This window comes from Pseudomonas sp. MPB03 (assembly GCF_046605385.1).
Lineage (GTDB): Bacteria > Pseudomonadota > Gammaproteobacteria > Pseudomonadales > Pseudomonadaceae > Aquipseudomonas > Aquipseudomonas zanjanensis.
In genome coordinates this window covers 5780875-5804958 of sequence record NZ_CP176770.1, presented here as the reverse complement: position 1 = coordinate 5804958, position 24084 = coordinate 5780875, and the positions used below count along the sequence as shown (strand labels likewise).

Annotated in this window: 21 protein-coding genes; 16 read left to right on the top strand and 5 right to left on the bottom strand. The window is 61.7% G+C overall.

What is annotated here, in order from left to right:
• Window positions 1-33: 33 nt before the first annotated feature.
• The 5 genes from ribF to ispH all read left to right on the top strand — a co-directional run bounded on the left by ribF (window position 34) and on the right by ispH (window position 5873).
• Complete coding sequence (gene ribF, locus ACLH0I_RS25280; RefSeq protein WP_186709827.1) at window positions 34-972, top strand: bifunctional riboflavin kinase/FAD synthetase; 939 nt, start codon at window positions 34-36, stop codon at window positions 970-972.
• Between the two features lie 13 nt (window positions 973-985).
• Window positions 986-3817: an isoleucine--tRNA ligase gene (ileS, locus tag ACLH0I_RS25275; protein ID WP_411385671.1), complete on the top strand. Its 2832-nt coding sequence runs from the start codon at window positions 986-988 to the stop codon at window positions 3815-3817.
• Entirely contained in the window at window positions 3810-4322 is a 513-nt protein-coding gene (gene lspA / locus ACLH0I_RS25270; protein WP_014340279.1) for a signal peptidase II, read from the top strand. The genes ileS and lspA overlap by 8 nt, the downstream gene beginning before the upstream one ends.
• The gene (gene fkpB / locus ACLH0I_RS25265; RefSeq protein WP_030140281.1) at window positions 4315-4752 is read left to right on the top strand and encodes an FKBP-type peptidyl-prolyl cis-trans isomerase; all 438 of its coding nucleotides are present in this window, start codon (window positions 4315-4317) and stop codon (window positions 4750-4752) included. Before lspA ends, fkpB begins: the two co-directional genes overlap by 8 nt.
• Window positions 4753-4925: 173 nt before the next feature.
• The gene (gene ispH / locus ACLH0I_RS25260) at window positions 4926-5873 is read left to right on the top strand and encodes a 4-hydroxy-3-methylbut-2-enyl diphosphate reductase (RefSeq protein ID WP_122564938.1); all 948 of its coding nucleotides are present in this window, start codon (window positions 4926-4928) and stop codon (window positions 5871-5873) included.
• Here the strand turns inward: ispH and ACLH0I_RS25255 are convergent.
• Complete coding sequence (locus ACLH0I_RS25255) at window positions 5827-6366, bottom strand: GspH/FimT family pseudopilin (protein WP_411385670.1); 540 nt, start codon at window positions 6364-6366, stop codon at window positions 5827-5829. The genes ispH and ACLH0I_RS25255 overlap by 47 nt on opposite strands.
• A gap of 128 nt (window positions 6367-6494) precedes the next feature.
• Between ACLH0I_RS25255 and ACLH0I_RS25250 the strand changes: the two genes are divergently transcribed.
• From ACLH0I_RS25250 to ACLH0I_RS25215, 8 genes are all read left to right on the top strand, one after another.
• Window positions 6495-6965 carry a GspH/FimT family pseudopilin gene (locus ACLH0I_RS25250; RefSeq protein WP_186730515.1) on the top strand — a complete coding sequence of 157 codons (471 nt, stop codon included), beginning with the start codon at window positions 6495-6497 and terminating at the stop codon, window positions 6963-6965.
• Window positions 6962-7423: a type IV pilus modification protein PilV gene (pilV, locus tag ACLH0I_RS25245; protein ID WP_250964791.1), complete on the top strand. Its 462-nt coding sequence runs from the start codon at window positions 6962-6964 to the stop codon at window positions 7421-7423. The genes ACLH0I_RS25250 and pilV overlap by 4 nt, the downstream gene beginning before the upstream one ends.
• On the top strand, window positions 7420-8136 hold the full coding sequence (locus ACLH0I_RS25240; protein ID WP_411385669.1) for a PilW family protein: 717 nt from the start codon (window positions 7420-7422) through the stop codon (window positions 8134-8136). Before pilV ends, ACLH0I_RS25240 begins: the two co-directional genes overlap by 4 nt.
• Window positions 8137-8141: 5 nt before the next feature.
• Complete coding sequence (locus tag ACLH0I_RS25235) at window positions 8142-8621, top strand: PilX N-terminal domain-containing pilus assembly protein (protein WP_411387557.1); 480 nt, start codon at window positions 8142-8144, stop codon at window positions 8619-8621.
• Complete coding sequence (locus ACLH0I_RS25230; RefSeq protein WP_411385668.1) at window positions 8608-11709, top strand: pilus assembly protein; 3102 nt, start codon at window positions 8608-8610, stop codon at window positions 11707-11709. The genes ACLH0I_RS25235 and ACLH0I_RS25230 overlap by 14 nt, the downstream gene beginning before the upstream one ends.
• Before the next feature lie 11 nt (window positions 11710-11720).
• The gene (locus ACLH0I_RS25225; RefSeq protein WP_250964795.1) at window positions 11721-12119 is read left to right on the top strand and encodes a type IV pilin protein; all 399 of its coding nucleotides are present in this window, start codon (window positions 11721-11723) and stop codon (window positions 12117-12119) included.
• 56 nt (window positions 12120-12175) lie between these two features.
• A complete protein-coding gene (gene thiO, locus ACLH0I_RS25220) occupies window positions 12176-13276 on the top strand; it encodes a glycine oxidase ThiO (protein WP_411385667.1) in 1101 nt (366 codons plus the stop codon).
• Between the two features lie 1263 nt (window positions 13277-14539).
• A complete protein-coding gene (locus tag ACLH0I_RS25215) occupies window positions 14540-14905 on the top strand; it encodes a DUF6124 family protein (RefSeq protein ID WP_411385666.1) in 366 nt (121 codons plus the stop codon).
• A gap of 192 nt (window positions 14906-15097) precedes the next feature.
• Here ACLH0I_RS25215 and ACLH0I_RS25210 read toward each other — a convergent pair whose 3' ends face one another.
• The 4 genes from ACLH0I_RS25210 to ACLH0I_RS25195 all read right to left on the bottom strand — a co-directional run bounded on the left by ACLH0I_RS25210 (window position 15098) and on the right by ACLH0I_RS25195 (window position 19394).
• Window positions 15098-16441, bottom strand: a complete 1344-nt coding sequence (locus tag ACLH0I_RS25210; protein ID WP_411385665.1) for a sigma-54-dependent transcriptional regulator — start codon at window positions 16439-16441, stop codon at window positions 15098-15100.
• Window positions 16438-18027 (bottom strand): two-component system sensor histidine kinase NtrB, encoded by a 1590-nt coding sequence (locus ACLH0I_RS25205; protein WP_411385664.1) that lies wholly within the window; start codon window positions 18025-18027, stop codon window positions 16438-16440. Before ACLH0I_RS25205 ends, ACLH0I_RS25210 begins: the two co-directional genes overlap by 4 nt.
• A complete protein-coding gene (locus ACLH0I_RS25200; RefSeq protein WP_186708979.1) occupies window positions 18017-18253 on the bottom strand; it encodes a PP0621 family protein in 237 nt (78 codons plus the stop codon). The genes ACLH0I_RS25205 and ACLH0I_RS25200 overlap by 11 nt, the downstream gene beginning before the upstream one ends.
• Before the next feature lie 124 nt (window positions 18254-18377).
• Window positions 18378-19394: an outer membrane protein assembly factor BamD gene (locus tag ACLH0I_RS25195; protein ID WP_186708980.1), complete on the bottom strand. Its 1017-nt coding sequence runs from the start codon at window positions 19392-19394 to the stop codon at window positions 18378-18380.
• Window positions 19395-19545: 151 nt separating this feature from the next.
• On the opposite strand from ACLH0I_RS25195, the gene rluD reads away from it, so the two are divergent.
• The 3 genes from rluD (at window position 19546) to clpB (ending at window position 23925) form a co-directional block, all read left to right on the top strand.
• Complete coding sequence (gene rluD / locus ACLH0I_RS25190; protein ID WP_186708981.1) at window positions 19546-20508, top strand: 23S rRNA pseudouridine(1911/1915/1917) synthase RluD; 963 nt, start codon at window positions 19546-19548, stop codon at window positions 20506-20508.
• A complete protein-coding gene (gene pgeF / locus ACLH0I_RS25185; RefSeq protein ID WP_411385663.1) occupies window positions 20505-21230 on the top strand; it encodes a peptidoglycan editing factor PgeF in 726 nt (241 codons plus the stop codon). Before rluD ends, pgeF begins: the two co-directional genes overlap by 4 nt.
• 130 nt (window positions 21231-21360) lie before the next feature.
• Window positions 21361-23925: an ATP-dependent chaperone ClpB gene (gene clpB / locus ACLH0I_RS25180; protein ID WP_186708990.1), complete on the top strand. Its 2565-nt coding sequence runs from the start codon at window positions 21361-21363 to the stop codon at window positions 23923-23925.
• Window positions 23926-24084 lie beyond the last annotated feature (159 nt).

Genomic DNA, 24084 nt, shown 5'->3' with positions numbered 1-24084 from the left:
ATAATCGGCCACTTTATGAGCAAGAAGCGCGTTATGCAGCTGGTTCGAGGCCTCCACAACCTGCGCCCCCAGCATCGGGGCTGTGTCGCCACTATTGGCAACTTTGACGGTGTTCACCGTGGCCACCAGGCTATCCTGGCGCGGCTGCGCGAGCGTGCGCTGGAATTGGGCGTGCCCAGCTGCGTGGTGATCTTCGAGCCGCAGCCCCGGGAATTTTTCGCCCCGGACACCGCCCCGGCCCGTTTGGCCCGGTTGCGGGACAAGCTGCAACTGCTGGCCGCCGAAGGCGTCGACCGGGTCCTGTGCCTGGCCTTCAACCAACGCCTGAGCAAACTCAGCGCCGCCGAATTCGTCGAGACCATCCTGGTGGACGGTCTCGATGTGAAACATCTGGAAGTCGGCGATGATTTCCGTTTCGGCTGCGACCGGTCCGGGGATTTCGATTACCTGCAACAGGCCGGTATCGCCCAGGGGTTCACCGTCGAAGCGGCGCAGACCGTCGAGATGGATGGCTTGCGCGTCAGCAGTACCCAGGTCCGCAATGCCTTGGCGGCGGCCGACTTCGAATTGGCCGAGCGCTTGCTCGGCCGGCCGTACCGGATTGCCGGGCGGATCCTGCACGGGCAGAAACTGGCGCGCCAACTGGGCACGCCGACGGCCAACGTGCAGCTCAAGCGCCGTCGTGTGCCGCTGACCGGGGTGTTCCTGGTGAGTGTCGAGATCGACGGCAAGACCTGGCCCGGCGTCGCCAACATCGGCGTGCGACCCACGGTCCAGGGCGATGGCAAGGCCCACCTTGAAGTACATGTTCTGGATTTTGCCGGCGATCTGTATGACCGGCGTTTGACGGTGGTTTTCCACCATAAGCTGCGTGAAGAGCAGCGTTTTGCCTCCCTGGAGGCGCTCAAGACGGCGATCCATGCAGATATCGCCGCCGCCCGTGCCCTTGTCGCAACCAGCGCCAATCGCTAATGAAGAGCCTTAAATGACCGACTATAAAGCCACGCTAAACCTTCCGGACACCGCCTTCCCAATGAAGGCCGGCCTGCCTCAGCGCGAACCACAGATTCTGCAGCGTTGGGACAGCATTGGCCTGTACGGAAAGTTGCGCGAAATTGGCAAGGATCGTCCGAAGTTCGTCCTGCACGACGGCCCTCCGTACGCCAACGGCACCATCCACATCGGTCACGCGCTGAACAAGATTCTCAAGGACATGATCATCCGCTCCAAGACCCTGTCGGGTTTTGATGCGCCGTATGTCCCGGGCTGGGACTGCCATGGCCTGCCGATCGAGCACAAGGTCGAAGTGACCCACGGCAAGAACCTGGGCGCGGACAAGACCCGCGAGCTGTGCCGTGCCTACGCCACCGAGCAGATCGAAGGGCAGAAGTCCGAATTCATCCGCCTTGGCGTGCTGGGCGACTTCGCCAACCCGTACAAGACCATGGACTTCAAGAACGAAGCGGGCGAAATCCGTGCCCTGGCGAAAATCGTCGAGGGCGGCTTCGTGTTCAAGGGCCTCAAGCCGGTGAACTGGTGCTTCGATTGCGGTTCGGCCCTGGCCGAGGCGGAAGTCGAGTACGAAAACAAGAAGTCCTCGACCATCGACGTCGCGTTCCCGATCGCCGATGAAGACAAGCTCGCCGCCGCGTTCGGCCTGGGCAAGCTGGCCAAGCCCGCATCGATCGTGATCTGGACCACCACCCCGTGGACCATCCCGGCCAACCAGGCGCTGAACGTCCACCCGGAATTCAACTACGCCTTGGTCGACGTCGGCGACAAGCTGCTGGTGCTGGCCGAAGAACTGGTCGAATCCTGCCTGGTCCGCTACAACCTCGAAGGTTCGGTGATCGCCACCGCGCCGGGTTCGGCGCTGGAACTGATCAATTTCCGCCATCCGTTCTATGACCGCCTGTCGCCAGTGTACCTGGCCGACTATGTGGAGTTGGGCGCGGGCACTGGCGTGGTTCACTCCGCACCGGCCTATGGCGTCGACGACTTCGTGACCTGCAAGAAATACGGCATGGTCAACGACGACATCCTCAACCCGGTGCAGAGCAATGGCGTGTACGCGCCATCGCTGGAGTTCTTCGGTGGCCAGTTCATCTGGAAAGCCAACCCGGCCATCGTCGACAAGCTCACCGAAGTCGGCGCGCTGCTGCACACCACCGTCATCGAACACAGCTACATGCACTGCTGGCGCCACAAGACCCCGCTGATCTACCGCGCCACCGCGCAGTGGTTCATCGGCATGGACAAGCAGCCCACCAGCGGTGACACCCTGCGCCAGCGCTCCCTCAAGGCCATCGAGGAAACCCAGTTCGTGCCGGCCTGGGGCCAGGCGCGCCTGCACTCGATGATCGCCAACCGTCCGGACTGGTGCATCTCCCGCCAGCGCAACTGGGGCGTGCCGATCCCGTTCTTCCTGAACAAGGAAAGCGGCGAGTTGCACCCGCGCACCGTCGAACTGATGGAAATCGTGGCCAAGCGCGTCGAGGCCGAAGGCATCGAGGCCTGGTTCAAGATGGATGCCGCCGAGCTGCTGGGCGACGAAGCATCGCTGTACGACAAGATCAGTGACACCCTGGACGTCTGGTTCGACTCCGGCACCACCCACTGGCACGTGCTGCGCGGTTCGCACCCGATGGGCCACGAGACCGGCCCACGCGCCGACCTGTACCTGGAAGGCTCGGACCAACACCGTGGCTGGTTCCACTCGTCCTTGCTGACCGGTTGCGCCATCGACAATCACGCGCCGTACCGCGAACTGCTGACCCACGGCTTCACCGTCGATGAGTCTGGCCGCAAGATGTCCAAGTCCCTGGGCAACGTGATCGCGCCGCAAAAGGTCAACGACACCCTGGGCGCCGACATCATGCGCCTGTGGGTGGCGTCCACCGACTATTCCGGCGAGATGGCCGTTTCCGAGCAGATCCTGCAGCGCAGCGCGGACGCCTACCGGCGGATCCGTAACACCGCGCGCTTCCTGCTTTCGAACCTGACCGGCTTCAACCCGGCCACCGACCTGCTGCCGGCCGAAGAAATGCTCGCGCTGGACCGTTGGGCCGTGGACCGTACCCTGTTGCTGCAACGCGAATTGCAGGAGCACTACGGCGAATACCGCTTCTGGAACGTCTATTCCAAGATCCACAACTTCTGCGTGCAGGAGCTGGGTGGTTTCTACCTCGACATCATCAAGGACCGCCAGTACACCACTGGCGCCAACAGCAAGGCCCGTCGTTCGTGCCAGACCGCGCTGTTCCACATCAGCGAGGCCCTGGTGCGCTGGATCGCGCCGATCCTGGCGTTCACCGCCGACGAGCTGTGGCAGTACCTGCCAGGCGAGCGCAACGAGTCGGTGATGCTCAACACCTGGTACGAAGGCCTGACCGAACTGCCGCAAGGCTTCGAGCTGGACCGTGCGTATTGGGATCGTGTGATGGCAGTCAAGGCGGCGGTCAACAAGGAAATGGAGATCCAGCGGGCGGCCAAGGCTGTCGGCGGCAACCTCCAGGCCGAAGTGACCCTCTACGCCGAAGATGCCCTGGACGCCGACCTGGCGAAGCTGGGCAACGAGCTGCGCTTCGTGCTGATCACCTCCACCGCCAGTGTCGCGCCGTTGGTGCAGGCGCCGGCCGATGCGGTGGCCACTGAAGTCAGCGGCCTGAAGCTGAAGATCGTCAAGTCGAACCACACCAAGTGCGCCCGTTGCTGGCACTGTCGCGAAGACGTCGGCGTGAACCCGGAGCATCCGGAAATCTGCGGTCGTTGCGTGGACAACATCAGCGGTGCTGGCGAGGTTCGTCATTATGCCTAACGCAGCGGGCCGCTTCGGGCGGTTGGGCTGGCTCTGGTTGAGCGTGCTGGTCCTGGTCATCGACCAGGCCAGCAAGTACTACTTCGAGAACTCGCTGACGATGTACCAGCAGATCGTGATCATTCCCGATTACTTCAGCTGGACCTTGGCCTACAACACCGGGGCGGCGTTCAGTTTCCTGGCCGACAGCTCCGGCTGGCAGCGCTGGCTGTTCGCCCTGATCGCCATTGTGGTCAGCGCCGTGTTGGTGGTCTGGCTCAAGCGCCTGGGGCGCAATGAGACTTGGCTGGCGGTGGCGCTGGCCTTGGTGCTCGGTGGGGCCTTGGGCAATCTCTATGATCGTATCGCCCTGGGCCACGTCATCGATTTCATCCTGGTGCATTGGCAGAACCGCTGGTATTTCCCGGCGTTCAACTTTGCCGACAGCGCCATCAGCGTGGGTGCGGTGATGCTCGCCCTGGATATGTTCAAGAGCAAGAAAACCGGAGAAGCCGTCCATGACTGAGCAGCGTATCGCTCAAAATACCGAAGTGAAGCTTCACTTCGCCCTGCACCTGGAAAACGGCGACACCGTCGACAGCACCTTCGACAAGGCGCCGGCGGTGTTCAAGGTCGGTGACGGTAACCTGCTGCCGGGCTTCGAAGCGGCGATCTTCGGGTTCAAGGCCGGCGACAAGCGCACCGTGGTCGTGCCACCAGAAAACGCCTTTGGTCAGCCCAACCCGCAAAACGTGCAGACCATGCCACGCTCCCAGTTCCAGGACATGGAGCTGTCCGAGGGCCTGCTGGTGATCTTCAACGACGCGGCCAATACCGAATTGCCGGGTGTGGTGAAGGCTTTTGATGACGCCCAGGTGACCGTGGACTTCAACCATCCGCTGGCAGGCAAGACCTTGAACTTCGAAGTGGAAATCCTCGAAGTGAAGGCGGTTTAAGGTTTAACAGGCAGTTCCTGCTGCCACCCGATTCACTGTGGGAGCGAGCTTGCTCGCGATAGCGTCGTACCAGTCAATATTGACGTTGGCTGATATACCTCATCGCGAGCAAGCTCGCTCCCACACGGTATTGCACCGATTCAATTTCTTGCGCGCAAGACACGAGGCACAGCATGCAAATCAAACTCGCCAACCCCCGTGGCTTCTGCGCCGGTGTGGACCGGGCGATCGAAATCGTCAACCGCGCCCTGGAAGTCTTCGGGCCGCCGATCTACGTGCGCCACGAAGTGGTCCACAATAAATTCGTCGTCGAAGACCTGCGCAGCCGCGGGGCGATTTTCGTCGAGGAACTGGACCAGGTGCCGGACGACGTCATTGTTATCTTCAGTGCCCACGGGGTTTCCCAGGCCGTGCGCAGCGAAGCCGCCGGCCGTGGCCTGAAGGTGTTCGACGCGACGTGCCCATTGGTGACCAAGGTGCACATCGAAGTGGCCCGCTACAGCCGTGACGGTCGCGAATGCATCCTGATCGGCCATGAAGGCCACCCGGAAGTCGAAGGCACCATGGGCCAATACGATGCCAGCAACGGCGGTGCGATCTACCTGGTCGAAGACGAGGAAGACGTTGCGGCCTTGCAGGTACGCAACCCCGAGAGCCTGGCCTTCGTGACCCAGACGACCCTGTCCATGGACGACACCAGCCGCGTGATCGACGCCCTGCGTGCGCGCTTCCCGGCCATCGGTGGGCCGCGCAAGGATGACATCTGCTACGCCACCCAGAACCGCCAGGATGCGGTCAAGCAACTGGCCAACGAATGCGATGTGGTGCTGGTGGTCGGCAGCCCGAACAGCTCCAACTCCAACCGCTTGCGTGAGCTGGCCGAGCGCATGTCCACCCCGGCCTACCTGATCGACGGTGCCGAGGACATGCAGCGCAGCTGGTTCGAGGGCGTCGAGCGCATCGGCATCACCGCCGGTGCGTCCGCGCCGGAAGTCCTGGTGCGCGGCGTGATCCAGCAATTGCAGGCTTGGGGTGCCACCGGTGCCGATGAGTTGGCCGGTCGCGAGGAAAACATCACGTTTTCGATGCCGAAAGAGTTGCGCGTCCGCTCTTTGCTTTGAGCCCTTTCTCGCACAGGGCCTGCTCGGTTTTGACGCTTTCCAGGCGAACACGGCCTGAAGGCGCCAATATCACTTGATGATGGCTGAGCGGCCCGCGTTTGGCGCAGACATGCAGCGTGCCGGCCTGGAATGCGCCGCTGGGGTGCAGGGCTTCCCCCTGGTTGCCGAACCTCACCCTGCGTTTTACCGGCCCGTTGCCCATCACCCGGGCGTTTGCGCGGCGCTCCATCAGCACGGTCTTCTTCTTGTCGTCCAGGGTAATGCGCCAGCCCTGGCCCCAATCGTTGTCTATCGCCCTGAGCACGACCGTCCGGTTGCGCGCGATGGCTTCGCTGCGTGCGCTGCGTAATCCGCTGATCAGCAACTGCGCGGTATCCTCGCGTTCGATGGACTCGATCAGCTCTTTGTAGCCCGCGCTGGCCCACGGCAGAACAATTGCGGCAATTGCCAGTCCCATGAGCAGTTCGATCAGGCTGAAGCCCTGTTGATACATGACGTCTCCTCCCTGGAGTCCGAAAACGACGCGCTCCTGGCGCCGCAAACCGAAACAACCGCACACAAAGGCGGTGGTTTGTTCTAGCGTGTAGAAGCAGGTATAGCCGACGGCAACGGAGGGCACCGATGGATCTTCGTACAAAAGGTTTCACGCTGATCGAGGTGCTGGTGGCCCTTGGCGTGCTGCTGATCCTGATCACCATGGCGGTGCCGTCATTTACCGGGTCGCTGCAGAGCACCAAGGCCGACACCGATATCGACGACTTGCGCCGGGCGCTGAACTTTGCCCGGATGACGGCGATCGACCGTGGTATCACCACGCGAATTCGCCCCACCGCCGAGGGCAGCGCCTGGAGCGGCGAATTGACGGTGTATGACAGTACTGGCTCGTCGCCCAATATATTGCGGGTTGTTCCAGCAATGAGCAGCGGCGCGACTCTGACGCTAACCTCAGACGTGACCAACATTGATTTCAACAATCTGGGCGGGCTATCGGCACCGGCCACGCCGGTGAGTTTCAATTATGTACGCGGGGCGCAGAGCAGGACGCTGAGTGTTTGCCTCAATGGACGAATCGTATTGGGAAGTTGCGGATGAAGGGTTGCAGTAAAAGGAGACAGGGAGGCATGACCCTGATCGAGGTGCTGGTGGCGGTGCTGATTCTCGGCGTCGGCTTGCTCGGGGCGGCGATGATCCAGCTCAATGCGCTCAAGTACACCGACAGCTCGCGCATGACCAGCCAGGCCAGTTTCATTGCCTACGACCTGCTGGACCGCATTCGCGCCAACTCCGGCGCCGACTACACCATCACGCCGCCCAGCTCGCCGAACCTCAACGTGGCCCGCGACCAGGACCTTTATGACTTCAAGACCAATATCGTCGCCTTCGGCGGCGCCACGGCCACGGGCACCGTTGCGCTGAACCAGCGGGTCTACACCATCACCGTTTCCTGGGACGATGCCCGGGCCGCCAACACCACCGACGCCGCCGAGGCGCGGCGCAGCTTTGTCCTGACCAGCCGCGTCGCTGTCGACCCGCCGGGGACGGTGCCATGAACCGGCACAGTCGCGGTTTCGGCCTGATCGAATTGATGATCGCGCTGGTGCTCAGCCTGATCGTCATCCTGGGTGTGGTGCAGATTTTCATCGCCGCGAAGAACACTTACGTCAGCCAGAGCGCCGCCGCGGTGATGCAGGAGGACGCGCGGTTTGCCTTGAGCAAAATGGTCCAGGAAATTCGCATGGTGGGCATGTTCGGTTGCTTGGCGACCATCATCGATGCCTCATCGGATAACAGTTTCGCTGTCAGCCAGGTCACGCCAATCCGTTGGGATAACGCCAACCGGAGGTTGACCCTGGTCACCGCCGACATAGGCAGTGGCGGTAGCGCCCCAACCTGGACCGTCGTCTCCGATTGCCTCACCTCGGCGACGGCCTATAGCAACGCACGGCTACCGGCGACGGGGCAGTTGGCGTTTCCGATTCGCCGACTGGTCTACAGCTTCAACAACAATCAATTGCTACTGGGCAGCGGCACCGGCAACCCGCCGACCCTGTCGGTGCTGGTGGACAACGTGCGGGCGTTCGACGTGACCTTCGGCGTGGCGGGCAGCGCTACGGATATCGCGGCGTCGAGCTACACCAGTAACCCGGCTGACCCGGCCCTGATCCGCAGCGTGCGCCTGACCCTGACGCTTTTTGATCCGAGGAACGCGGTGCGCGAGCAGACCTTCAATGTCGTTGCCGCGTTGCGCAACCGGCTGCTATGAAGGAGATGACTTCGATGGGGCATGTGCATCGCCAACGTGGCATGGCCTTGCTGGTCAGCCTGGTTTTCCTGTTGTTGCTGACGTTGATCGGGTTGTCGTCGATGCAGAGCGCCACCCTCCAGGAAAAAATGACCAGCAGCGTCATGCAGCGCAACCAGTCGTTCCAGATGGCCGAGGCGGCGCTGAGGGTCGGTGAAAGCGCGGTGCAGGTCGAAACCTATTCCCTGCCGAGGTGCGCCCCCACGATCCAGTGCGCACCGCCGGCCGAGTCGGCGACGTTGACGGTCGCGGGGCGCAATTCGTCGTCAGGGGTGCTCTGGGTGGCCGCCGCCGGTGGGTTCTATGGTGTGCAGAACATCGGCACGACGCTCACGGCCGTCAATGTGCCGCTTAATACGTCGGCGACGCTGTACCGGATCACGGCGGTAGCGGTGGTGGGCAATAACCAGCGCAGCGTGGTGGAGAGCATCTATGCGAAATATTAAGGCGCTTCGCAGAGGGTGGCAGATGTTGCGGGGCGCGATGCTGAGCCTTTACCTGGCGGCCCCGGCCTATGCGTTCACGCCTTCGGACTCGCCCTTGCTGAGTGCGGCCGCTGTCACGCCGAACGTGATGCTGCTGATCGATGATTCGGGGAGCATGAACAACATCATTTGGGCTGCGGGGTTTGATCCGGCGGCGACGCAAACACGTACTTATGCATGCAACGCCAGTAACAACTGCAACGACAGGTATGAGCTGGACCTGGAGGACTCGAATATCCTGTTGGTGAGCCTGTTGCGTGGCGGCTGCTCGTCTGGCTGGTATGGTTTCTATCGACCCAGTATCGGCCGGATCTGTCTGCGCTTGCCAGATCCTGTGGGAGGCGGCGATACCCGTTACACCGGCAAATACTTGGCGTATCTGGTGACACTGGCCAACGGCTCGAGCCGCGATTTCACCACGGGTACGATCCCCACGGATTATCGGATCAACGTGGCGCGGGATGTCTCCAATGAGTTGGTCGCCAATAACCGCGCCCTGCGCATCGGCCTTGCTACCTTCAACCCACCCAATTTCAGCAACTCCGGCCCGGGAGGCTACATTGCCCGGGCTGTCAGCGACCTGTCACCCGTCAGCGGCAGCGTGACCCAGACCCAGGCCAACAGCAACTACAGCGCCCTGATCAATGCCATCAACGGCCTGGGCGCTGTCGCGAACACACCGTTGGCCGAGAGCTATTACGAGGTTACCCGCTACTTCAGGGGCATGGCGCCTTACTACAATGGCACGCCTGCCACCTACACCAGTCCGATCCAGTACCGTTGCCAGAAAAACTTCGGCGTAGTGGTCACCGACGGCTTGCCCACCTACGACCGGACGTTCCCCACCAACGACCCGCAGGGCCTGTCCCGGCTGCCAAACTGGGATGGCATCAGCAGCAACGATGGCGTCGATCCTCTCGGTAATGCGGAGGGCGACACGCTTTACCTGGACGACATCGCCAAGTTCGCCTTCGACATCGACATGCGCTCCACCGGCACCGACGCCACCGGCAAGAGCTGGAACAGCGTGGATTTTCCTCGGCAGTACCTCAATACCTATACCGTAGGATTTGCCGTCACCAACCAGATGTTGTCCGACGCCGCCCGTTACGGGGCGGGCAAGTATTATCCGGCGAGCGACAGCGAAGGCCTGAATTCGGCGCTGTCGTCAGCCCTGAGTGATATCACTTCCAAAGCTGGCTCCGGGGGCGGCGGCACCACCAACGCCGCCACGTTATCCAGCACCTCCAGCTACTACCAGACCACTTATGACCCCAAGGACTGGCGTGGGACCATCCGGGCATTCGGCTTCACCCCGGCGGGTACGGTCAACACGGCAGCGGTGCAATGGACCACCGACACCGCCATCGTGCCCGGCGCCACGGCGCCGATCTATCAATCCTGGAACACCGCGACCAACGTGCCGGTGACCCTGGCCTACGGCAATTTTTCGCCGGCCCAGCAAACCAGCCTCAGCCAGAACCTGCCCACGGGGATCACCGGCAATGACTTGGTGGAGTGGAGCAAGGGCGTCAACAAGACCGGCCTGAAGGTGCGCAGCGCATTATTGGGCGACATCATCAATTCGCCGTTGGTGCTGGCGTCGCCCAATGACCAGACCGCTGCGGACCTGCTCAACGACACCAGCTACAGCACCTACCTGGCGACCAAGGCGACAAACATGAGCACCAGCCTGGTGGTGAATGGCAACGATGGTTTCTTCAGTGTCATCAACAGCGCAAACGGCGCGCGGCGTTACGCCTACATGCCTTCGAACGTGCTGCCCTCGTTGCAGGACATTGCCGACGTCAACTACATCAACGGCGTGAGCCACAAATTCCTCGTGGATGGACAAATCGGTCTATTCGACGTGCAGTCGGGGAGCGCCTGGAAGACCGTGGCCGTCGGTGGCACCGGGGCTGGGGGCAAGGTGTTCTATGCGGTCCAGCTGTTCGATGCGGCGGCCGGCAATGCGTATCGGGCGTTGTGGCAAATCAGTGCGCCAACCGTCGCCAACACGGCCAATGCCTTTAATGACCTGGGCTACGCCTATGCGCGTCCCGAAGTCGCACGCCTGGCGGACGGTCGCTGGGCGGCGTTCATCGCCAATGGCTACGGCAGCAATACAGGTGTGGCGGCGTTGTACGTGGTGGATATCCGTGACGGTTCGCTGATCCGCAAAATCGTCATCAACAGCAGCGAAACCGATAACGGCCTGTCGTCGGTCAAGCTGCGAGTCAACTCGCAGAATATAGTGCAGGCCGCGTACGGTGGTGACTTGAAGGGGCGGATGTGGAAGTTCGACCTCAGCGGCACTTCACCCACCGCCTGGGGCCTGGCGTTTGCTGGGCAGCCGTTGTTCACCGCACCCGGAGGCGCGACCCAGCCGATCACTGTGCAACCTCTGCTGGCAGACAATCCCCAGGGCGGCACCCAGGTGTTTTTTGGTACCGGCAAGTTCAACGAAGCAGCCGACAAGCTCAACAAGGACCTGCAGGCGTTCTATTCGATCTGGGACGCCACGGGCAGCGCGGGGCAAATCACCGTGTCGAGCCTGCAGGCCCAGTCGATCACCGGGGTGTTTTCCGGCAGCACCGGGCAGTTCGTGACCACCAGCCAGACGGACGTGGCGTATCCTGCAAAGAAGGGCTGGTACCTGCCGTTGGTGTACAACAACGTGCTGACCGGGGAGCGAGTCATCAACCCGGCCAGCCTGGTGCTCGGGCGTGTGGTCTTTACCACGGCCGCCGTGGACACCACTGACCCTTGCGCCAGCTTCGGTACGGGCAAACTGATCGAATTGGATGCGTTCAACGGTAAGATGCTCAACTATGCGGTACTCGATACCAACAATGATGGTTCGCTCACCAGCCTCGACACGATTTCCGCCGGCGTGGTGTTCACGGGCGGCATCCCGACATTGAGCGCCGTCGTCAGTGCCAACGGGGCCACCAATATGATCGTGAACGACTCCGGTGGTGGTATCACCGACCTGCTGGGCAAATCCGTCGGCGGCAGCCGCCGTATCATGTGGCGGCAAATACAATGAGGGAGCAAGGCATGCGCAGATCCAACCGCGGTTTCACCTTGATCGAAATCATGATCGTGATCGCGATCATCGGTATCGTGATCACCGTCGGCTATCCGAGCCTGACCGAATACATGAAGAAGGGCCGACGGGCCGAAATCGCCGGGCTCTTGTCGGAGCAGGCGCAAATTCTCGAACGCCACTATTCGAAGAACAGCGTCTACACCAATGCGACCGGGCTGAGTAGTGGCAACGATTTCTACACCATTACCCCGACACTGACGGACCAGAGCTTCATCCTGACCGCCGTGCGCAAGAGCGGCTCGTCCATGGCGACGGACAAGTGCGGTGACTTCAAAATTACCAATACCGGCGTACGAAGCGTGGAAAATGCTGCTGGGGTGACTGCCAAGGATTGTTGGGGGCGCTGAGTTTCTTTTATCCGGGCGCGCTTTATGCGCCCTTTGTTTGTGAGTCGAATCAGAACATGACCAGGCAACAGCAAGTGGTGATTGTCGGTGGCGGAGTCATCGGCCTGCTGACGGCGTTCAATCTGGCGTCCGAAGGGCAACGTGTGGTGCTGCTGGACCGTTCCAATGTCGGCCAGGAATCGTCCTGGGCCGGTGGCGGTATCGTTTCGCCGTTGTACCCGTGGCGCTATAGCCCGGCGGTCACGGCGCTGGCCCATTGGTCACAGGATTTTTATCCACAGCTGGGGGAGCGTCTGTTCGCAGCCACCGGGATCGACCCGCAAGTGCATGTGACCGGGCTGTATTGGCTGGATCTGGACGACCAGGACGAAGCGCTGGCCTGGGCCAAGCGGGAAGGGCGCCCACTACGGGCTGTGGATATCTCGGCGGTTCATGATGCGGTGCCGGTGCTGGGCGCGGGTTTTTCCCGGGCGATCCACATGGCTGACGTGGCCAACGTGCGTAATCCGCGGCTGGTGAAATCCCTCAAGGCTGCGTTGCAGGCGATGCCGAACGTCACGCTGCATGAGCATTGCGAAGTCAGCGGGTTCATTCGCGACGGTGGGCGCGTGGTGGGTGTGCGCAGTTCTGCCGGTGAAATTCATGGCGATGAGGTGGTGCTGGCCGCCGGTGCCTGGAGCGGTGAATTGCTCAAGACCTTGGGCTTGAAATTGCCGGTCGAGCCGGTCAAGGGCCAGATGATTCTGTACAAGTGCGCATCGGATTTTCTGTCGAGCATGGTTCTGGCCAAGGGGCGTTATGCGATCCCGAGGCGTGATGGGCATATTCTGGTCGGCAGTACGCTGGAGCGTGAAGGTTTCGACAAGACCCCGACCGAGGTTGCGTTGGAGAGCCTGAAGGCTTCGGCGCAGCAGCTGATTCCGGCGTTGGCGGGTGCCGAGGTGGTGGGGCATTGGGCCGGGTTGCGGCCTGGGTCGCCTGAAGGTATTCCCTATATCGGCGAGGTGCCGGGGATTGCAGGGCTTTGGCTGAACTGTGGGCATTATCGCAATGGGTTGGTGTTGGCGCCGGCTTCGTGTCAGTTGTTTACGGATTTGATGTTGGGGCGTGAGCCGGTGATTGATCCTGCGCCTTATGCGCCGGCGGGGCGGTTGTAAGGTTTTATACTCTGATCCAAATTGTGGGAGCGAGCCTGCTCGCGATGGCGGTTTGATTGAGTACATATCCATTTCTGCGGTAACGGCTACTTAGGGTTCCGCCCTTACGGCGGCTCACTTTTTTTCAAACGCCAAAAAAAGTAAGCAAAAAAGGCTTGCCCCACCACTCGGTGCCTCGCTTAGGCTCGGCATGCCCTCACTCCGGCATTGCTCCGTGGGCCGCCGCGAAGGGCCATCCATGGCCCAGCGCGGCTAACCCGGCATCCATGCCGGGTTGCCCACTCCACAATGCCTGCGTTCGGCCATCGTGGTTAAAGGGGCCTCCAGATCAAAAGCCGGGCCGAGGCGGCCTTATAGCCGACCTGGCTCTCCCGCTCGTACACCCATCAGATCTGTGGGAGCAAAGCTTGCTCGCGAGGCGGGCTTACAGTCGACCTGATTCTTCCGTTCGTACACCGATCCAATTGTGGGAGCGAGCCTGCTCGCGAAGAGGCCTGCACATTCAGCACCTTCATCGGCCATGACACCGCCATCGCGAGCAGGCTCGCTCCCACATTGAATCTTCAGTAGACACAATATTTCATGCGCTCGGACCTCCTGTGGGAGCGAGCTTGCTCGCGATGGGGCCAGCAGCCCAACATCTTCTCAACTGGGGCACCGCCATCGCGAGCAAGCTCGCTCCCACAGGATTTAGGTGGCCAAAAAGTTTGTAAATCATCTTCGAGCCAATGTGGGCCTATCCCTCTGTTGCTGTTGCTGTTGCTGTTGCTGTTGCTGTTGCTGTTGCTCTGCTTTTGACTTTGATCTCGGGCGCCCCGTTAAACCACGCTGGCCGAACGCAGGCATTGCGCAGTGGGCATCCCGGCATGGATGCCGGGATAGCCGCGCTGGGCCATGGATGGCCCTTCGCGGCGGCCCACGGAGCAATGCCGGAGTGAGGGCACACCGAGCCTAGGCGAGGTGCCGAGTGGTGGGGCAGAAAGCGTTTTGCTTACTTTTGCGCTTTTCAAAAGTGAGCCGCTGTAAGAGCGGAACCCTAAGCCGCCGTTACCGCAGAAACGGATATACACACCGCCCTTACAGCCGACCAAGCTTTGTGGGAATGGTCGGACAAAATTCTGATTCAAAAAGAATTTTCCGACGAGTTCTGGCGGTTGCCGGGTGGGAAGAACCCTGGCTAACCTTTCCCCGTCGCTGCCAATTCAGCGTCCGGGCGTCGCGGCCCGAAAACTTGGTAATCCATTTCCTCTTTGGAGTACCGCAATGAGTGACAAACCACTACCACCTTCAGAAACCAATAACTCTTCTCCTGACTCCAGCCATAACACGAAAGGGCTCGATGAAGCCGCCAAACGCGCCCTCGACTATTACCTCGGCCCAAAGCCCGACACCAAAAAGAAACCCACCTCAAACCAGCTATTCACTGTAGTGGATGGCATCGACACCGAATGCCTCCTCACCAACCTCAGCGAAACCCTGGCCTCCGCCAATGCCACGATCAGCGACCTGGCCTTCGAACTTGAAGGCTCGCGACGGCATGTCGCCTTGGGGGTGCAGCAGCTTATTGAACTGTGTGCATTACTGGCCAATCGAGTGCTGGACGAACGGGTGCCAGTGCCGGAGGGCTAGAAAGCGGCGTTACAGAGGGTGAACGCCGAACCTGTGGCGAGGGAGCTTGCTCCCGCTGGGCTGCGTAGCAGCCCCAAAAGCAGCGACTCGATCTACCTGATGCATCGAGGTGTCAGGTTGGGGGCCGCTTCGCAGCCCAGCGGGAGCAAGCTCCCTCGCCACAGGGGTAAGCGTAAGCTTAAAAAGCGTGGCTCAATCCAGCCCAAGTTTCTTCAACCGATACCGCATCGACCGAAACGACAACTTCAACCGCTGCGCCGCCGCCGTGCGGTTCCAGCGGGTTTCTTCCAATGCCTGGAGGATGAGCTTGCGCTCGATCTCTTCCAGGTAATCCTCGAGATTGTCGACCTGCATCAAATCGGGATTGCCCGCCTCAGTCGCATTGCCCTCGGCCAGACGCAGGTCATCCGCTTCGATCAGTTGCTGTTCGCACAAGGTATAGGCCCGCTCAAGCATGTTCTCCAACTCCCGCACATTGCCCGGGAAACGGTAGTTCTGCAGGGCTTCCAGGGCTCGCGGATGGAGCTTTGCCGCAGGGCTGCCGGTAGCGCTGGCCAGGCGCTGGAGCATGTGGTTGGCCAAGGGCTCGATGTCTTCGCGGCGTTCGCGCAAGGGCGGGACGCGCAGTTCGATGACGTTCAGTCGGTAATACAGATCCTGGCGAAAGCGTCCGGCGGCGACCTCGGCGTCGAGATCCTTGTGGGTGGCGCAGAGGATTCGCACATCCACCACCTCCTCCTGCTGGCCGCCCACGGCGCGCACGGCCTTTTCCTGGATGGCTCGCAACAGCTTGACCTGCATCGCCAGGGGCAGGTCGGCCACCTCATCGAGGAACAAGGTTCCGCCATGGGCTGCCTGGAATAAGCCGGGCTTATCTTCGATGGCGCCGCTGAAACTGCCTTTTCGGTGCCCGAAGAACTCGCTTTCCATCAACTCTGTGGGAATCGCCCCACAGTTGACCGGTACAAAACGCTGGTTCGCACGGGGGCCTTGTTCGTGAATCAACCGGGCGACCAGCTCCTTGCCGCAGCCCGATTCCCCGCTGATATATACCGGTGCCTGGCTGCGGGCGAGTTTCTCGATCTGCTTGCGCACACCGAGCATGGGGGGCGAATCGCCCAGCAGGCAGCGTTCGAGGGTGCTGGTCGGTGTGGCGACCGGTGGCAGGCGCAGGGCGCTGGTGACCAGTTCCCGCAGCCGACCCAGGTCGACCGGTTTGGTCAGGAAGTCGAAGGCACCGGCCTTGAGGGCATCGATGGCGGTTTCCAGGCTGCCATAGGCGGTGATCATCGCCACGGGCAGTTGTGGATAACGTTGCTGGATGTGCTGTACCAGCTCCAGGCCGGTGCCATCGGGCAGGCGCATGTCGGTCAGGCACAGGTCGAAGGCATCCCCTGCCAGCAGGGCTTGGGCCTCGGCAAGGTTCTTGGCGCTGCGGGTGTCGAGTTTCATCCGGCCCAGGGTGATGTCCAGGAGTTCGCGGATGTCCGGTTCGTCATCGACGATCAGGATTCGTTGCCGTGAGCGATTGTTCAAATCTGTTTCCGTCCGTGAGCAAAAGTGATGCGAAAGCAGCCGCCGCCTTGGCGTGGTTTGAAGTCTAGGCGGGCCTGGTTGCTTTCGCACAGCTCACGGGACAGATAGAGCCCAAGGCCGGTGCCCTGGCTGCTGGTGGTAAAGAAGGGTTCGAACAGATGTGCCTGTTGCTCGGGCGTGACACCGGGGCCGTTGTCGATGATGTCCAGGGTCGACAGCTGGCTGTGAGGGTCGATGAACAGTTTCAGCCAGGCCTCGGCCTGTTCATGGGCCATGGCGCTGTGGCGCCAGGCGTTGCGCAGCAGGTTGTCGAGCACCTGGGTGAGCTGGTCGGGGTCCATGAGCGTGGTGTAGTCGCCCGGGTCGATGCTCAAGTGCAATCGTTGGTGGTCGGCCATGCTTTCGCGGGTCTGCCGGACGAACTGATCGAGCCAGGTCCGCAGGTCGAGGCGCTGGGGTGTGGTTTGCTGGCGGCGAGACAGCTGCAGGACGTTTTCAATGACGCGATTCATTCGTTGGGAGTGATCTTGAATAATCTGCGTCAGACGCCGATCCGCGTCGTTCAGTTCCTCGGATTCGCGCAGCAATTGCGCCGCGTGGCTGATGGCGCCCAAGGGGTTGCGGATTTCATGGGCGATACCGGCGGTCAGGCGCCCCAGGGAGGCGAGCTTGAGCTGTTGGGCGTGCTGGGCCACCTGGGCCAGGTCTTCGAGAAACACCAGGATCTGCTGCTGGTCGTTGTGGCCCAGGGCGATGAAGCTCGGTTGCAGGGTCAGGCCCGTGCCGCTGATGGTCAGGCTGGGCGGGCGCAGGCTGGGGTTGTTCAGCCAGAGTTGCAGGCGCTCGACCAGGGCGCTGGAACAATCGTCGATCGGCTGGCCGACCAGATCGTGCATGCCCAGCAGGTTCAGCGCGCTTTCGTTGGCCAGTTGGACCCGGCGCTGGCGGTCGAGCACCAGGATGCCGGTGCGCATGCGTTGCAGGATCAGGGCATTGAGGGCTTCCAGTCCGACTACTTCGCTGGCCCGCTGCTCGGCCAGGGTTTCGCTGGCTTCCAAACGTCGGATCAGGCCCTGCACCAGCAGCGCGGCGGCAAAACACAACGCCCCGAGGGTGCCGGCTTGCAAGTAACTGCTGGGACGGTTCGAGTCGCTCAAGCCAAGAAATAAACTCGAACCGACGATGCCAAGGGTGGCGACGGCCGCGATCAACAGGCCGATCCTTCCGCGCAGCAGCGTATTGCCGATGGCCACCGAGACGATGATCAGGTTACCGATGGCGCTGGGGGCACCGCCCGCGGCGAAGAACAGCCACGAGAGCAGCAGCACGTCGGTCAGGGCCAGGCCGAACAGCCGGGCAGGGCGGCGGGTGTTTTCCAGGAACACCACCAGCAGGATATTCAAGACCAGGTACAACCAGCTGCCACTGCGCAGCAGGTCGTCGTTGGCGTACTCCAGCAGACGGTTGTCCATGTTGCTGGAGATCAGCAGCACCAGGGTGATGCCGATACTCAGGCGGTACAGGTGGTAGAGGCGCAGCAGGCGCTGCGCCTGTTTGATGCGTGGGCTTGTAGCCTCAGCGTTCACGAGTGCCCGGGCCTTGCTCGAGATGAGCCTGGCTGCAATACCATTGCTGTTCGAGGGCCAGTGCCCGGTCACGGGGCAGGTGTACGCCGCAATGGGCGCAACGGACCATGGGCGGTGCGTCCTGTTCCTGGGTGGGGCGGGACGCGCGGCCGCCGGTCTTCTTCACTCCGCGAAAGATCCAGATAGCGAAGGCAACGACTGCGAACAAGATCAATAAACGAAGCATGATGGGCGGCTTTTTGGCTAGAGATCAGGCAGTTTAGCCAAGGACAGGAACGGCGCACAGCGCAATAAAACCCGGGCACAAAAAAGGGAGACCGTCGGGTCTCCCTTTTTGTAGGTGCCTTGGCTCAGTCGAACAGGCCAAAGGTCATGTAGCTGAACCAGGAGCGGTCGCTGGAATCGCTCTCAGGCTCTTCTTCCTCGATCACGTCGCCATTTTCATCCTTGGGCTTGAGTTCGTTCGGGATGGCTTCCTTGGCATCCTGGAACTGACGCTGTACGTCCTGGTTGGCGCGGGTTTCGCCCGGCGGCAGCGGTGGACGGGACTCGATCAGGCCCAGGGTCGCCTTGCTCAGCCACGAACGGTTGTCGGCTTCGTCAACGCGCGGGGTGAACTGGCCGTCGACCAGCGAAGGGTGGTCCGGGTAGTTCAGCTTGAGGGTTTCCAGGCTGGTGGCGGCCAGGTCGTCCAGGTGCAGGCGCTGGTAGGCTTCGGTCATCACCGCCAGGCCATCACCCACCGAAGGGGTTTCCTGGAAGTTTTCCACCACGTAGCGGCCACGGTTGGCGGCGGCGACGTAGGCCTGACGGGTCAGGTAGTAGTCGGCCACGTGGATTTCGTAGGAAGCCAGCAGGTTGCGCAGGTAGATCATGCGCTGCTTGGCGTCTGGCGAGTAGCGGCTGTTGGGGAAGCGGCTGGTCAGCTGGGCGAACTCGTTGTAGGAGTCGCGCGCGGCACCCGGGTCACGCTTGGTCATGTCCAGCGGCAGGAAGCGCGCCAGCAGGCCGACGTCCTGGTCGAAGGAGGTCAGGCCCTTGAGGTAGTAGGCGTAATCGACGTTCGGGTGCTGCGGGTGCAGGCGAATGAAACGCTCGGCGGCGGATTTTGCAGCTTCCGGCTCGGCGTTCTTGTAGTTGGCGTAGATCAGCTCCAACTGGGCCTGATCGGCGTAGCGACCGAACGGATACCGCGACTCCAGCGCCTTCAGCTTGGCGGTGGCGCTGGTATAGCTGTTGTTATCCAGGTCGTTCTGCGCCTGTTGGTACAGTTCGACTTCGCTCAGGTTTTCGTCTACGACTTCCTTCGACGAGCAAGCAGCAGTCAATGCGAGGATGGCGATCAGCAGCAGGTGTTTCACTTGCATGGCGGCTTGCGTCCCTATGACGGCCGCTGTCTTGGGCGGGGCCGTCCTGTTATGATGAGCGCCCCGTTGAAAAGCCTCGGGGCAAAAGACGCCGTATTTAACCACAAGCGCGCAGCCGAAACCAAAGGCTGTGCCGACGCCCAGTCCGAGCATGTCCGATAAAATAGAACTTCGCGCAGAGGTGCCGTCCGATTTGGGCGGCCAACGCCTCGATCAAGTCGCCGCACAACTCTTTGCCGAGCACTCTCGCTCGCGCCTTTCCGCCTGGATCAAGGACGGCCGCCTGACTGTGGATGGGGCGGTGATCCGTCCGCGCGACATCGTCCACGGCGGTGCCATCCTCGAGCTGACTGCCGAGCAGGAGGCCCAGGGAGAATGGGTCGCCCAGGACATTGCCCTGGACATCGTCTATGAAGACGATGACATCCTGGTGATCAACAAGCCCGCGGGCCTGGTGGTGCACCCGGCGGCCGGTCATGCCGACGGCACGCTGCTCAACGCCTTGTTGCACCACGTGCCGGACATCATCAATGTGCCCCGTGCCGGCATCGTCCATCGCCTGGACAAGGACACCACCGGCCTGATGGTGGTGGCCAAGACCATCCAGGCGCAGACACAGCTGGTCACACAGCTGCAAAGCCGCAGCGTCAGCCGCATCTATGAGTGCATCGTGATCGGTGTGGTCACCGCCGGTGGCAAGATCAACGCCCCGATCGGTCGCCACGGCCAGCAGCGCCAGCGCATGGCGGTGATGGAAGGCGGCAAGCAGGCGGTCAGTCATTACCGCGTGCTGGAGCGTTTCCGTTCCCACACCCACGTGCGGGTCAAGCTGGAAACCGGCCGTACCCACCAGATTCGTGTGCACATGGCCCACATCAACTTCCCGTTGGTGGGCGACCCGGCCTACGGCGGTCGTTTCCGCATCCCGCCGGCCGCCAGCCAGACCATGGTCGAATCGCTGAAGAGTTTCCCGCGCCAGGCACTGCACGCGCGTTTCCTGGAGCTGGATCACCCGACGACCGGCAAGCGCATGAGCTGGGAATCGCCGTTGCCGGATGATTTCGTCTGGTTGCTGACGTTGCTCAAGCAGGACCGCGAGGCGTTCATCGGATGAGTGACTGGCTGATACCCGACTGGCCCGCGCCGGCCCGGGTCAAGGCCTGCGTCACCACCCGCGAGGGCGGCGCCAGCCTGGCGCCGTTCGACAGCCTCAACCTCGGCGACCATGTCGGCGACGACCCCACGGCCGTCGCCGAAAATCGCCGCCGCCTCACCGATCCATTCGCCATCACCCCGGCCTGGCTGCAGCAGGTCCACGGCATTGTCGTGGTCGAGGCTGACCCGACCCAGGTGGCGACCGCCGATGCCAGTTGGACCGCCACGCCGGGTATCGCGTGCACGGCGATGACCGCCGATTGCTTGCCGGTGCTGTTCTGCAACCGTGCCGGCACCCGCGTCGCGGCGGCCCACGCCGGTTGGCGCGGGTTGGCGAACGGTGTGCTGGAAGCCACCCTCGACAGCCTTGCCGTGCCTGCGGATGAAATCCTGGCCTGGCTCGGCCCGGCCATCGGCCCGCAAGCCTTCGAAGTCGGACCGGAAGTGCGTGAAGCCTTCATCGCGCAGTTGCCCCAGGCGGCACAAGCCTTCGTTGCGAGCCCCAACGCCGGCAAATGCCTGGCCGACATCTACGCATTGGCACGGCTGCGTCTGGCGGCACGCGGTATCACGGCCGTCTACGGCGGCGGTTTCTGTACCGTGACCGACCCACGTTTCTTTTCCTACCGGCGCAATCCGCGCACTGGTCGCTTCGCCTCGCTGATCTGGATCGAGCGCTAGACTTCTCTGATCTGCATCAAGGGCGCCCGGCTTGAATCTTCCAGAATCGACCACATCTATAACGGTATCTGGCAGGTTTCTTCATTCAGGATGTTTTCTAGGTCCGGCCTGCTCATTAGGAAGGTGACCCATGCGTATTGATCGTTTAACCAGCAAACTGCAATTGGCCCTGTCCGATGCCCAGTCCCTGGCCGTCGGCCTGGACCATCCCGGTATCGAACCGGCGCATTTGATGCAAGCCATGCTCGAACAGCAGGGCGGCTCCATCAAGCCCCTGCTGATGCAGGTCGGCTTTGACGTCAACAGCCTGCGAAAAGAGTTGGCCAAAGAACTCGACCAGTTGCCCAAGATCCAGAATCCGACCGGTGACGTAAACATGTCCCAGGATCTGGCGCGGCTGCTTAACCAGGCCGATCGCCTGGCCCAGCAGAAGGGCGACCAGTTCATTTCCAGCGAGCTGGTGCTGCTCGCCGCCATGGACGAGAACAGCAAGCTCGGCAAGTTGCTGCTTGGCCAAGGGGTGAGCAAGAAGGCCCTGGAAAACGCCATCAACAACCTGCGTGGCGGCGAAGCGGTCAACGACGCCAACCACGAGGAGTCGCGCCAGGCGCTGGACAAATACACCGTCGACCTGACCAAGCGTGCCGAGGAAGGCAAGCTCGACCCGGTGATCGGTCGCGACGATGAAATCCGCCGCACGATCCAGGTGCTGCAACGCCGTACCAAGAACAATCCGGTGCTGATCGGTGAGCCTGGCGTGGGTAAAACCGCCATCGCCGAGGGCTTGGCCCAGCGCATCATCAACGGCGAAGTGCCGGACGGCCTCAAGGGCAAGCGCCTGTTGTCCCTGGACATGGGGGCTCTGATCGCCGGTGCCAAGTACCGCGGCGAGTTCGAAGAACGGCTCAAGTCCCTGCTCAATGAACTGTCCAAGCAGGAAGGGCAGATCATCCTGTTTATCGACGAACTGCACACCATGGTCGGTGCCGGCAAGGGCGAAGGCTCGATGGACGCCGGCAACATGCTCAAGCCAGCGTTGGCCCGTGGCGAGTTGCACTGTGTCGGCGCGACCACGCTCAACGAGTACCGTCAATATATAGAGAAGGACGCGGCCCTCGAGCGGCGCTTCCAGAAAGTGCTGGTGGAGGAACCGAGCGAAGAAGACACCATCGCCATCCTGCGTGGCCTTAAAGAGCGCTACGAAGTGCACCACAAGGTGGCGATCACTGACGGCGCGATCATCGCGGCGGCCAAGCTCAGCCACCGCTACATCACCGACCGTCAATTGCCGGACAAGGCCATCGACCTGATCGACGAGGCCGCGAGCCGCATCCGCATGGAAATCGACTCCAAGCCCGAAGTGCTGGATCGGTTGGAGCGTCGCCTGATTCAACTCAAGGTCGAGTCCCAGGCGCTGAAGAAAGAAAGCGACGAAGCGGCGAAGAAACGTCTGGAGAGGTTGCAGGAAGAAATCGTGCGTCACGAGCGTGAGTATTCCGACCTCGAGGAAATCTGGAACTCGGAGAAAGCCGAGGTCCAGGGTTCTGCGCAGATCCAGCAAAAGATCGAACAGTCTCGCCAGGAACTGGAAGCGGCTCGCCGCAAAGGCGACCTCAACCGCATGGCCGAGCTGCAGTACGGGGTGATCCCGGACCTGGAGCGCAGCCTGCAAATGGTCGACCAGCACGGCAAGAGCGAAAACCAGTTGCTGCGCAGCAAAGTCACCGAGGAAGAAATCGCCGAAGTGGTGTCCAAGTGGACCGGCATTCCTGTCTCGAAGATGCTCGAAGGCGAGCGTGACAAGTTGCTGAAAATGGAAAGCCTGCTGCACCAGCGCGTGATTGGCCAAGAAGAAGCCGTGGTGGCAGTGTCCAACGCCGTGCGCCGGTCCCGCGCCGGATTGTCGGACCCTAACCGTCCGAGCGGCTCGTTCATGTTCCTCGGCCCGACCGGTGTCGGTAAAACCGAGCTGTGCAAGGCACTGGCCGAGTTTCTCTTCGATACCGAGGAGGCAATGGTGCGCATCGACATGTCCGAGTTCATGGAGAAACATTCCGTGGCACGGCTGATCGGTGCACCACCGGGTTATGTTGGCTACGAAGAGGGCGGCTACCTGACCGAGGCCGTGCGTCGCAAGCCGTACTCGGTGATCCTGCTCGATGAGGTCGAGAAGGCGCACCCGGATGTGTTCAACATCCTGCTGCAAGTGTTGGAGGATGGTCGCCTGACCGACAGCCACGGGCGCACGGTGGACTTCCGCAACACGGTGATCGTGATGACCTCCAACCTGGGCTCGACGCAGATCCAGGAGCTGGTGGGTGATCGCGAGGCGCAGCGCGCGGCGGTGATGGACGCAATCTCTACCCATTTCCGGCCGGAGTTCATCAACCGGGTCGACGAAGTGGTGATCTTCGAGCCTTTGGCCCGGGATCAGATTGCCGGCATTACCGAGATCCAGTTGGGCCGCCTGCGCAGTCGCCTGACCGAGCGCGAGCTGAAACTGCAATTGAGCGATGAGGCGTTGGACAAGCTGATCGCGGTGGGTTACGACCCGGTCTATGGCGCTCGGCCGCTGAAGCGGGCGATCCAGCGCTGGATCGAAAACCCGCTGGCGCAGCTGATTCTGTCGGGGCGCTTCATGCCGGGGGAAACCGTGACCGGAACGGTGGAGAACGACGAAATCGTCTTTAACTGATAGCCGGGACTGCTGGCAATTGAAATGGCCTTGCCTTGCGAGGCCATTTTTTTCATCAGGCCGTTGAACTCAAAGGAAAAGGCTTGTAAAGTGCGCCCCGCAGTACGTCACCCCAAGGGTTACTTCTCACTGGGAAGGAATCCAAAATAAGTTGCAAAT

What these genes read in the sequence shown, in the direction of transcription:
- ribF (WP_186709827.1), top strand. Translation starts at nt 34, where the DNA reads ATGCAGCTGGTTCGAGGCCTCCACAACCTGCGCCCCCAGCATCGGGGC.
- ileS (WP_411385671.1), top strand. Translation starts at nt 986, where the DNA reads ATGACCGACTATAAAGCCACGCTAAACCTTCCGGACACCGCCTTCCCA.
- lspA (WP_014340279.1), top strand. Translation starts at nt 3,810, where the DNA reads ATGCCTAACGCAGCGGGCCGCTTCGGGCGGTTGGGCTGGCTCTGGTTG.
- fkpB (WP_030140281.1), top strand. Translation starts at nt 4,315, where the DNA reads ATGACTGAGCAGCGTATCGCTCAAAATACCGAAGTGAAGCTTCACTTC.
- ispH (WP_122564938.1), top strand. Translation starts at nt 4,926, where the DNA reads ATGCAAATCAAACTCGCCAACCCCCGTGGCTTCTGCGCCGGTGTGGAC.
- ACLH0I_RS25255 (WP_411385670.1), bottom strand. Translation starts at nt 6,366, where the DNA reads ATGTATCAACAGGGCTTCAGCCTGATCGAACTGCTCATGGGACTGGCA.
- ACLH0I_RS25250 (WP_186730515.1), top strand. Translation starts at nt 6,495, where the DNA reads ATGGATCTTCGTACAAAAGGTTTCACGCTGATCGAGGTGCTGGTGGCC.
- pilV (WP_250964791.1), top strand. Translation starts at nt 6,962, where the DNA reads ATGAAGGGTTGCAGTAAAAGGAGACAGGGAGGCATGACCCTGATCGAG.
- ACLH0I_RS25240 (WP_411385669.1), top strand. Translation starts at nt 7,420, where the DNA reads ATGAACCGGCACAGTCGCGGTTTCGGCCTGATCGAATTGATGATCGCG.
- ACLH0I_RS25235 (WP_411387557.1), top strand. Translation starts at nt 8,142, where the DNA reads ATGACTTCGATGGGGCATGTGCATCGCCAACGTGGCATGGCCTTGCTG.
- ACLH0I_RS25230 (WP_411385668.1), top strand. Translation starts at nt 8,608, where the DNA reads ATGCGAAATATTAAGGCGCTTCGCAGAGGGTGGCAGATGTTGCGGGGC.
- ACLH0I_RS25225 (WP_250964795.1), top strand. Translation starts at nt 11,721, where the DNA reads ATGCGCAGATCCAACCGCGGTTTCACCTTGATCGAAATCATGATCGTG.
- thiO (WP_411385667.1), top strand. Translation starts at nt 12,176, where the DNA reads ATGACCAGGCAACAGCAAGTGGTGATTGTCGGTGGCGGAGTCATCGGC.
- ACLH0I_RS25215 (WP_411385666.1), top strand. Translation starts at nt 14,540, where the DNA reads ATGAGTGACAAACCACTACCACCTTCAGAAACCAATAACTCTTCTCCT.
- ACLH0I_RS25200 (WP_186708979.1), bottom strand. Translation starts at nt 18,253, where the DNA reads ATGCTTCGTTTATTGATCTTGTTCGCAGTCGTTGCCTTCGCTATCTGG.
- ACLH0I_RS25195 (WP_186708980.1), bottom strand. Translation starts at nt 19,394, where the DNA reads ATGCAAGTGAAACACCTGCTGCTGATCGCCATCCTCGCATTGACTGCT.
- rluD (WP_186708981.1), top strand. Translation starts at nt 19,546, where the DNA reads ATGTCCGATAAAATAGAACTTCGCGCAGAGGTGCCGTCCGATTTGGGC.
- pgeF (WP_411385663.1), top strand. Translation starts at nt 20,505, where the DNA reads ATGAGTGACTGGCTGATACCCGACTGGCCCGCGCCGGCCCGGGTCAAG.
- clpB (WP_186708990.1), top strand. Translation starts at nt 21,361, where the DNA reads ATGCGTATTGATCGTTTAACCAGCAAACTGCAATTGGCCCTGTCCGAT.